At 64.2% G+C, this 9,212-nt stretch carries 6 protein-coding genes, 1 tRNA gene and 1 pseudogene; 4 read left to right on the top strand and 4 right to left on the bottom strand.

The window, feature by feature from the left end; all coding sequences use genetic code 11:
• The first annotated feature begins 6 nt into the window (after positions 1-6).
• Positions 7-82: transfer RNA gene (locus ACE3SL_RS03255), tRNA-Glu, on the top strand.
• An 88-nt stretch (positions 83-170) separates the two neighbouring features.
• Positions 171-1,985, top strand: coding sequence for a DUF6538 domain-containing protein (locus ACE3SL_RS03250; protein WP_374524323.1), 1,815 nt, complete (start codon positions 171-173; stop codon positions 1,983-1,985).
• Positions 1,986-2,099: 114 nt separating this feature from the next.
• On the opposite strand, the gene ACE3SL_RS03245 is transcribed toward ACE3SL_RS03250, so the two are convergent.
• The 4 genes from ACE3SL_RS03245 to ACE3SL_RS03230 form a co-directional block, all read right to left on the bottom strand.
• Positions 2,100-3,332, bottom strand: coding sequence for a serine hydrolase domain-containing protein (locus tag ACE3SL_RS03245; RefSeq protein ID WP_374524322.1), 1,233 nt, complete (start codon positions 3,330-3,332; stop codon positions 2,100-2,102).
• A 73-nt stretch (positions 3,333-3,405) separates the two neighbouring features.
• Positions 3,406-5,649 (bottom strand): TonB-dependent receptor, encoded by a 2,244-nt coding sequence (locus ACE3SL_RS03240; RefSeq protein WP_374524321.1) that lies wholly within the window; start codon positions 5,647-5,649, stop codon positions 3,406-3,408.
• Between the two features lie 97 nt (positions 5,650-5,746).
• A complete protein-coding gene (locus tag ACE3SL_RS03235) occupies positions 5,747-7,060 on the bottom strand; it encodes a hypothetical protein (protein WP_011542778.1) in 1,314 nt (437 codons plus the stop codon).
• Complete coding sequence (locus tag ACE3SL_RS03230; protein ID WP_088474317.1) at positions 7,057-7,800, bottom strand: GntR family transcriptional regulator; 744 nt, start codon at positions 7,798-7,800, stop codon at positions 7,057-7,059. The genes ACE3SL_RS03235 and ACE3SL_RS03230 overlap by 4 nt, the downstream gene beginning before the upstream one ends.
• A 130-nt stretch (positions 7,801-7,930) precedes the next feature.
• On the opposite strand from ACE3SL_RS03230, the gene ACE3SL_RS03225 reads away from it, so the two are divergent.
• Both ACE3SL_RS03225 and ACE3SL_RS03220 read left to right on the top strand, forming a co-directional pair.
• Complete coding sequence (locus ACE3SL_RS03225; protein WP_011542780.1) at positions 7,931-8,941, top strand: serine hydrolase; 1,011 nt, start codon at positions 7,931-7,933, stop codon at positions 8,939-8,941.
• A gap of 145 nt (positions 8,942-9,086) precedes the next feature.
• Positions 9,087-9,212, top strand: a pseudogene (locus ACE3SL_RS03220) (IS110 family transposase); the annotation flags it as partial.

Here is a 9,212-nt window from a genome sequence, read left to right as displayed (position 1 = left end):
TTTGACGGCCCCTTCGTCTAGCGGTCTAGGACGTCGCCCTTTCACGGCGAAAACACGGGTTCGAGTCCCGTAGGGGTCACCAAATCGCCGGAAAGGCGCAGAAGTCTCGGTTTTCTGTTCGTTAGTGACTCGGTGGGTACACCAAATGAGTACACAAAGGACGAACGATCATGAATCCGAAGGGACTCTGGCGCGATCCACGCAGCGGCATTTTTTATCTTCGCCGCCGTATCCCGCTGCCGTTGCAAAGCGCCTTCGCTTGCGGCCAACTTTACAAGGTAAGCCTCGGCACCGCCGATCAGCGCCATGCCGAACGCAAGCTGGCGATTGCCAATGGTGAATATGAGCAGAAGTGCGAACAATTTCGCGACGCGCTCGCAAACGACGCTCCAAGATCCTTCACTTCCGACGAGGCGCGTGTCTTGGTTGACCGCCTCCTCACCGCCAGGTCCACTACCGGGTTTGCGAGCGGCGGTATGGATGTCGCCTTCTTGCTCAAGGAGCTCGACGACGCCGTCGCGGACCAATCGGGAGACCATCGGGCCACCGCACAAGACATGAGTCCAACCGAATGGATCGCTTATCGCAAGAGGTTGGCGGGAAGCGACGCCGACGATGAGTTTTCTCCCGAAACACTCGCTCGGATCGAGGCTCACCATGCTTCGGTCCATCGCGACCTTGGCGATCTGTGGTTCAGTTTTCAGAAACGGGTACCGCACCGCCGTTGGCGCCCCCTGCTCAGCTTCGCCGTCGCGAAAATAAAGCGTGAACTAAAACTACCCGAGGAGGCGAATCGCGGGATCGACGAACCGCTCGCCGATGCACTGGCCGATGCGCTGGGTTCGCCGCAAGTCCGCGAACAAGTTCCCGTACTCCCCTCGGCCCGGCGCCGCGCAAATTCGAGCCGGCTCCAACCGGACATGAAGCTCGACGCCCTCGAGGCGAAATGGATCGCGGCGCGCAAGCCGACGCCGAAGGCGCAGGCCGCGACGAAAACGGCCGTACGCTATTTCAAAAGCTATATCGGCGATGTCGGCATCGGCGAAATCACGCCCAACGATCTGTTCGAATTTCGTGACGCGATAGCGGTGCTGCCAAAAAGTATGCCGCGAGTGCATCGCATGATGGAGTTTGTCGACATTCATGCGCTCTATGCGGACAGATCGGGCGTAGACCGCATATCCCCGCAATCGATCAAAAAATATCTCGGCGCGGTCCAAGCCCTCCTCGGGTTCGCTTTCCAGGAGCGCTTCATCCCTGCGAACACCGGCGCCGGTATCAAAGTCGAAGGATACACAAAAAAGAGCACGCGGCGCCCATTTACCAAGGACGAACTCGCTCAGCTATTTGCGGCCAAGCTGTTCACCGCGCCTTGGTCTCACCCTCTGAGCAAGTCAAAGGTCTCCGATTCGACCCTGCGCTGGTTGTTCCTGCTCGGGCTTTGCACGGGCGCTCGAATCGAGGAACTTGGTCAGATATTGCTCGCGGACATCAAATCCGAGCAAGGGATACCCTATATCGACGTCACGGACTACGTCATGGACGAGATTGACGAGCGCAAACGGGTGAAGACTGACGGTTCGATTCGCGTGATACCGCTCCATCCAAAACTGATAGCGCTCGGGTTTCTCGACTACGTTCAACGGATGCGGTCAAGCGGAGCAGTCCGGCTTTTTCCTGACCTTGAGGCCGATTCACTGGGCGTAAAGACCAAGGAGGCGAGCCGCCGCGCCAATCGCCTGATCGACAATGCCGTCGGTGATGACCCCCGCCTCGTGTTTTATAGTTTCCGACACAGCTTCAAGGATCTCTGCCGCGACGCCAATATTCCTAAGGACGTGCACGACCAGCTTATGGGGCATTCGCCCGCAGATGTTGGCGGAGGCTACGGTTTGGGACGGGCGATCGGCAATCTTGCAGCCCACCTAAAGCGAGTTCGGTTCCTTTTCATCGATTGGGATCCGATTAATGTTGCTGCCAAATAAGCGAACCGCTGTCCGGCTGCTATTCGGCTCGAGCTGGCCGATTACGGTCAGGCAACTTTTGGTTCGAAATCTGGAGAAGCAGACACTCGAACCAAAAGCGCTGCGAACAAGATTTTAAGGCGCAGGCACGCGGCTCGCGATAGCCGCTTCGATCAGGCCCTGCATCTCCTGTTCCAGTTCGGTGCCCTTACGATCTCCGCCGCTCGAAATCTCGGTCGCGATCAGGCCGTAATAGCCGGTTCCGCGATCGATCCAGCCCGTCCATCCATAAGCGCCCGGCGCCGAATTGATCATCGACGTCGCGCAGGCCGAGGGGGTGTCGCATTCGACGAAGGAGCCCAGCGCATATTCCCAGTTCGAGGCTCCCGAGGGTACGAAGACGCGCGGCAGGCCGGTCGTGCGCGGCTGAGTAAAGGCGGTCATGTCGGTCACAAAGGCGCCGCCGAGGAGCGCACGCAGCAGCTTGGCATAGTCGCGCGGGGTCGAATAGGCGCCCCCCGCCACCCACGGATTCGTCGGTGCGCTGCCCGCCGGATCATACCATGTCGTGCTCGTCATCCCGAGCGGCGTCGTGACATGCTGGGCGAAAAGTTCGTGGAAGGTGCGCTGGCGCGCCGGCGTCGTTCCGGGCTGGATGCTCACATCCTTCGCCTCGAGATAGGCGGCGGCGACCTGCATCCCGTGCGGGCCATAGCTATATTGCGCACCCGGCGCGTTGCCGGGACGCAGGATGTCGTATCGCAGGTCGTGGATATTTTTCGCGCAATTGTACAGGATCAGCGCCGGTGTCAGCTGGCACCCTCCGACCAGCGGGCTGCCGTTGAACCCCGACGTCATCGACAGCGCATGCTTCAGCTTGACGTCCTTCTTTGTCCCGGTCGTCGTCCAGAAGGCGAGCGGCGGCCGCATCGGGTCGTCCAGCGTGACAATCCCCGCCTGCGCCATCCGCATGGCGAGCGTTCCTGCGAACCATTTGGTGGCCGAGGCGAGTGGCGTCACCCGATCGATTCCGAAGCTGCCCTTCTCATATGCAAACAGATAGTCGGGGTCGGTGGCGTTACCGACGATGAAATAGCCGTTCGCGACTTCGGCGTCGGCATCGATGGCCGCCTGCAGCGCGGTCCAGTCGTAGGTATAGCCGCCCACTGTCGTGGTCAGGCTGGCAGGCGACAACGCCGTCGGGGCCGACGCCGCGGAGCTGGCCGGGACGACCGCTGCCGGGGGCAGTTGCACCATCGGACGCGCATCCCCCCTGCCGCGGTCCCCCGCGCCGCTTTGCGCGAAGGCACCCGCGCCGACGACGACCGCACCGGCGGCGAGCCACGCCCATGTCTTTCGTTCAACCATATCGTCTCTCCCATCCTCTTCGTTGCACGTTTCGAAAGGAGGCGCCGCTGAACGCGGCGCGGCGGCCGCCGGATCAGAAGGAGATACGTCCTTCGACCCCGATCACTCGCGGCTGGCTGTAGCGGTTGATCGTCGGCGCCTGCGCGACATAGTAGACCTTGTCGAAGAGGTTGTGCGCGAAGGCGCTGATGCTCACCTTCCCGAACTCGACCCCGACGCGCAGGTTGACGAGCACATAGTCGTCGAGGTCGACCGAGGTCGCGGTCAGTTCCTGCTTCCCGCCCCATTGGCCGCTGACCAGGATGTTGCCGGTCAGCGAAACATTTTTCGCGACCGGGGCGCGCAGGTTGAGGTTCGCCGAAGCGAGCCAGTCGGGCACCTGCGCGAGGTCGAGCCCGTCGTAACGCCCGCTCTTCACCTTGCCGCCCTGCCGCGACCCGCTCAGCGCCAGACGCCCGCTGCCTTGGCCAAGGTCGAAGCCCTGGCTGTATTCGGCTTCGACGCCCCAGCTCTTCGCATCGCCCGCGTTGGTGAGATAGCTCACCGCCGCGACCGGGCAGGTGGGGTTGGTCAGCGCGCAGCCGTCGTCGACCTGCGCGATCAGATCGTCGAGCTGGGTATAATAGCCCGCGACCGCAAAATAGCCGCGCCGCATCGGGCTACCCTTGAAACCGACCTCGTAGCTGGTGCTGTTTTCGTTGCCGAACAACACCTGCACCGGGCTCGGCGCGCGCGGGTCGGACAAGCGCGTGTTGAAGCCGCCAGCGCGATAGCTGCTCCCGACCTTGGCATAAGCGAGGATGTCGGGTGCCAGCTTGTACGACAGCGTCGCATTGTAGGAGAGATTGTCGGCGGTGATGCTGTCGTCGATGATCCGCGAGGGCCCGCCGGTCGGGAGCCCGGTGCCGAGATCATAGAGCCGCGCGCTGATGCTGCGGCTGTCGTGCGTATAGCGCAATTCGCCGGTGATATTGAGGCTGTCGGTCAGGTCGAAGCCGAGCGAACCATAGGCGGCATAGCTTTCGAAATGGAGCCGCGCGGGCGCGATATTGCCCGGCGACGGGTTGGCGAGCGTCGGCGTGCGCGTCGTCGTCACCGAAAAATCGCTGTCGAGGAGGAGCATTTCCGCCCCCACCAGCCAGGTCAGCCGGTCGTTCGATCCGCTGACATGGATATCCTGCGAGAAATTGTCGGTCGTATCGACCACATAGGACGCGCTGCCCGGGTCGAGCGGGGTCAGCGGCCCGACTTCGCCCGCGGCGCGCGCACGCGCCAGTTCGGCGGGGCTGACCGCATCATTGTCGAGATCATATTCGCTGTGTCGCTTGCGGAAGGAGGTCGTCGAGGTGAGGTCGGCTCCGCCAAGATCGACACGCACGATCGCCTGCAACCCGTCGACGTCCTGCGACGCCCGCGGCGCGGTGCTCCACGGATAACGGAAACGGTCCTGGATATAGCCGCCCGGAAAGCCCGGCGTGCCGGCCGGAATGAAGATCTGATAATGGATCGACGGCGTCGTCAGCCGCTGCGTCTCGGCCATGATCACCGCGTCGACCGGTCCGCGCTTCAGGCGGATCTGCCCGCGCAGGCCATGCCCCTTCTGCCGGTCGAAATAGACGTCGTTGTCGGGGTTGTAGAAAAAGCCCTTGTCCTGTTCGACCAGATCGCCGCTGATCCGCGCCGCGATCCCGTCGCCCAGCGGCACATTCACCGCGCCCTGCAATTGCAGGCTGTTGTTCTCGAACCCGTATCGCACGCTGGCCCAACCCGACAGGTCGAATTCGGGCTCGGCCGATATGATGTTGATCGCGCCGCCGACCGCGTTGCGGCCGTAGAGCGCACCCTGCGTCCCGCGCAGCACCTCGACGCGGCCGATGTCGAGCATATCGAGGCGCGTGAAGTTGCGCCCGCCGACCGGACCGCCCGCGATATAGGCGCCGTTGCGATAGAGGCCGACGCTCGGGTCACCGTTGGTCGCGCGCGCCGTCGACGACGCGCGGATCGAAATTTCGGACGTGATCGACGAGCTGAGATTGTTGAAGCGCACGCTCGGCTGGTCGGCGAGGAGTTCGCCGCTTCCCGTCGCCCCGCCGCGATCGTTGAGCGCCGTCGCGTCGATCACCGATGCCGCGGTCGGCACATCGGACAGGCGTTCCTCGCGGCGCCGCGCGGTGACGAGGATCGCGCCGTCATCGCCCGCTTCCGCCGCCGTATCGGCCGGAAGAGCCTCGGGAGCCCGATCTTGGGCGGAAGCGGGCGCGGCCGCCGCCACCCAGAGCGCGGCCGTACCGAAAAGAAGCTGCGCCTTGCGTCCCATAAATCCCTCCCATGTCGTTATTGCAATTATTATCGATAATTTTGTTCATATGGCGACGCGAGTCAAGCCGGAAACATCGCCCTCGCGGCGACGCCGGTCAGCGGCGGACGGGAATGATGGCGGTGAGGAAGTCGCGAACCGCTTGCGCCGTAGCGGCAAGCGGCGCGGGCGCGACGACCGAAAGATTGTCGGTCGGCGCGTGATGATGGCGGTGCGCGCCGAAAATTCCGGCATGATGCGGATAGCCGGCCTTGACCACTTCGGAGAGTTCGCCCGCGACCCCTTCGGTCGAGGGATAAGCCATCTCCAGTCCCGGCAACCCCCTGAAATCCGACCGGGCGCGATCGACAAAGGCGGCCGAGGTCATCAGGAAGCGGAAGGGATCGGCGCTCGGCAACGGCAACAGGCGCCCGGGCATGTCCTGATAGTCGCGCGTCGCGACATTGGCGCCGAGATGCAGCCAGAGATCGGTGTCGGCAGGCGGCGGCCCGACCTTTTCGACGATATGGCTGGCACCCAGATTTTCATATTCATGCCCGCTGTTGCAGACGAAGAGCAGGCTATGATCGGGGAAGGCGCGCGGCATCCATTCGGCGAGCGCGAGCCAGATCGCGAAACCCGGCCCGCGTTCGCCCGCGCAATCGGTCCAGCCCGAGCGCGGGGTCGAGACCACGAGCCAGCGGCGCCCCTTGCGCACGCGCCGCGCCACGACATTCTCCGCGACGCGCGAACCGCCCTTCCCGCGCAGCACCAGCATCGCCGGCTGCCCCTGCCGCGCCGCTTCGATGACGGGCGCCGCAAGGCGCGGCGCCAGCAGCGCCAACGGATTGTCCGACAGCGGCGCATCGGCCGGCGCATTGAGGAGCAGCGCCTCGCCGGTGGGCCCTGTGGTCACAAGGATGACCGCGGCCGCGCCCCGCGCCAGCGCATCGGCCAGCGGATCGCGCACCGCCCGGTCGAGCAGGCTCGACCAGCGGCGATACGGCAGCCGCACCACCGCGATCGCGCCATCGAGCCGATCGCTGACCTCCGCAAGCCGCAGCGGCGCCCCGATCCCGCCAACGCCCGTCGGCACGGCGAGCGGCTGCGCCATCAGGGGGATTTTCCGATCGCCGAGCGCCAATTCGCATGTCGCCGCTTCGAACCAGGGCACGTCGAACGACTGGCGCTCGACCGCAAAGCCCGCCGCAGCAAGCCGCCGCGCAGCCCAGTCGGCGGCCCAGCGATCGCCCGCCCCGCCCGACTGCTTATTGCCCGCTTCGGCGTAGGCCTTCACATCGGCGAAAAGCCGTTCGGCCGCGAATATGGCATCATCGCCCCCAGCGGCGAAGGCGGGAGCAGCCTGAAAAGCGATCGGCGCCGCAAGCCCTGCCTTCAGCAGGCTCCGCCGGCCGGCATAACCCCGCGTCACGACGCGCGGGCGCGGCGACGGCCAGGCTTTGCCTTGGTCCGCCGTGCCTTATATTCCGCCAGCGCCTCGGCGAAATTCTGTTGCGATGTGGCAATCAGGTCGCGCGCGACGCGGTCGGCGTCGTCGGGTTCGCGCGCGACGATATGCCGGCAAAGCTGCTCATAGAGCACCGCCGACCGGCGGCCGACCTCGCCCTCGCCGTGCGTCGCGACAAACTCGTCGGTGTAGACATTGTGCTGCCAGCGCGCGAGCAGCGCCAGCCGGTCGAGCAACTCGAGCGCCATCGGCGCATTCGATCGCTTGGCGATGAATCGCCCGATCCGGTTCGAGACCCTGAGATGCTCGGCGGAATTGGTGGTTCGTTCGGTCACATCCTTATATTCGATCAGCCGGTGCATCAGCTCGCGCCCGTCGCGGTCGCTCATCGCCGTGCACGCGAGGCGGCAAACGACCCCGAAGAGCGCTTTCCACAGCTCGTAGATCTCATCCGCCCCATGGTCGTCGACGTCGATCGCATAAGCGCCGCGCCAGGGCACGACCTTGACCAGCCCGATGCTCGCGAGATGCCGAAAGGCTTCGCGAACGGGTGCGTGACTGACTCCAAAGCGGGCCGCAATCTCACGCTCGCGCAGCCACGATCCCGGCGGAATCCGCCATTCGACGATGTCGTCGGTCAGCAACCGTGCGATAACCCGGTCCTGTGTCGGCGCCTGCTCGTCGTCGGTCTTCGTCGCGGCCATTTCCACCCGTTCGGCTCCCTGTCTGCCGGTGCCATCCTAGATCGGGAAAACACGGGAGCAAACGATCATTGAAGTTCGGAATATTATCGATAATAATGATAAAAACAAGCATCGGAATCAGGAGCCGGATTTGAAACGCATTGCCCCCCTTCTCCTGCTCGCGGGCTGCGCAGCAGCCCCGGCGGTGCAGGCCGCCCCCGCTCCCGGCTGTGCCGCGGCGCTGGCCTATTCGTCGGCGCATCAAGGCGTCGCCGTGCTCGTCCTCGAGGACGGGAAGGTCCGCTGCTCCTCCGATGGCGTCTCGACACCGCAGGAACTCTGGTCGGGGACCAAGAGCCTGGTGGGCCTGATGGCGGCAGCGGCGGTCCAGGACAGGCTGCTCACGCTCGACGAACCTGCGTCGGCCACGCTCGCCGAATGGCGCGAGGACCCAAAAAAGGCCGCGATCACGATCCGGCAATTGCTGGCGATGACCAGTGGACAGGCGTCGACCGTCGGTCGGCCACGGGGTTATCTCGACTCGGTGAACGCCCCGCTCGCCGCCGATCCCGGCACGAAATTCCAATATGGCCCCGCGCCGATGCAGATAATCGGCGAGATTATACGCCGCAAGCTGGCCGCCGCAAGCCTTGATGCCGATCCGCGCCGCTATCTCGAGCGCCGCATCCTGACCCCGGTCGGAGTGACGATCGGCGATTGGCGCAATGGACCGGATGGCGCGCCTCTGATGCCGCAGGGGCTGGTACTCGCCGCAGAGCAATGGGCAAAAGTCGGCGAATTCGTGCGCCGCGGCGGCACGCAGGACGGCAAGGCGCTTGTCGATCCCGCGGCCTTGGCCGAGTTGTTCAAAGGAAGCGATGCCAACCCCGCCTATGGCCTGACCTGGTGGCTTCCGCGAGCGAGTCCCTCCGACGATCCTGTGACGCGCTCGACCGACATCGTTGCGCATGCGCCAACGCTCCCGGCCGACCTGGTCGTCGCGGCAGGCGCAGGCGACCAGCGCCTCTACGTCATCCCGTCACGGCGCCTGACGATCGTGCGGCAGGCGAGACTGGATATCGCAGCGCTTGCCGCCGGGAAAAAGAGTGGCTGGTCCGATACACATTTCCTGTCTTTCTTCCTCTCTCCGACCGGCGAATAATGGCCGTCGCACGAACATGACGTAATCGCGGGTGCGCCGGCGATGGTCCAGAAGCACGAGATTGCTGGAAGGTTGGTTGCCCCCCGATAAGATGAAGTACGGGCTCACGATTGTTGACCGGGCCCAGCAACCAAGGAGGACAACCGTGGCTCAGTATATAGGACTCGACGTTTCCTTAAAAGACACTTCGATATCGATTCGTCAGGATGGCAAGCGCATCTGGCGCGGCAAGTGTGCATCCGATCCAAAGCTGCTCGCAGAAGTGATCCGC

It is taken from the genome of Sphingopyxis sp., from assembly GCF_041916015.1.
GTDB lineage: Bacteria > Pseudomonadota > Alphaproteobacteria > Sphingomonadales > Sphingomonadaceae > Sphingopyxis.
The sequence above is the reverse complement of the archived record's forward strand: the minus strand, read 5'-3'. Positions and strand labels throughout refer to the sequence as shown.

Coding starts and splice junctions, on each gene's coding strand:
- ACE3SL_RS03250 (WP_374524323.1), top strand. CDS start 171: ATGAATCCGAAGGGACTCTGGCGCGATCCACGCAGCGGCATTTTTTAT.
- ACE3SL_RS03245 (WP_374524322.1), bottom strand. CDS start 3,332: ATGGTTGAACGAAAGACATGGGCGTGGCTCGCCGCCGGTGCGGTCGTC.
- ACE3SL_RS03240 (WP_374524321.1), bottom strand. CDS start 5,649: ATGGGACGCAAGGCGCAGCTTCTTTTCGGTACGGCCGCGCTCTGGGTG.
- ACE3SL_RS03230 (WP_088474317.1), bottom strand. CDS start 7,800: ATGGCCGCGACGAAGACCGACGACGAGCAGGCGCCGACACAGGACCGG.